1 pseudogene is annotated in these 289 nt (G+C 65.7%); it reads right to left on the bottom strand.

Annotated elements, in window-relative coordinates:
* Window positions 1-96: 96 nt before the first annotated feature.
* Window positions 97-289, bottom strand: a pseudogene (locus tag EN859_RS37270) (diaminopimelate decarboxylase); the annotation flags it as partial.

Raw genomic sequence — 289 nt, 5'->3', positions numbered from 1 at the left:
GGCCGCGATCCCTTCGCGCGGGATCTTGCTGTTCGACATGCATGGCTCCTCGGATGGACGTCCGCCGCACGGACGGGACCGCCCGGCAAATATGACCTATTTCAACCAGTCCGGCAGCGAATCCAGTCCGATCAGTTCGTCATAGGCCTGGCGCGGCCGCACGACATGGAAGCGGTCGCCGTCGACCAGCACTTCCGGCACCAGAAGCCTGGTGTTGTAGGTGCCGGCCTGGACCGCACCATAGGCGCCGGCGGTGGAAACGGCGATCAGGTCGCCGGCCTTCAGCCTC

This window comes from Mesorhizobium sp. M00.F.Ca.ET.216.01.1.1 (assembly GCF_004010325.2).
Taxonomy (GTDB): Bacteria; Pseudomonadota; Alphaproteobacteria; order Rhizobiales; family Rhizobiaceae; genus Mesorhizobium.
The sequence above is the reverse complement of the archived record's forward strand: the minus strand, read 5'-3'. Positions and strand labels throughout refer to the sequence as shown.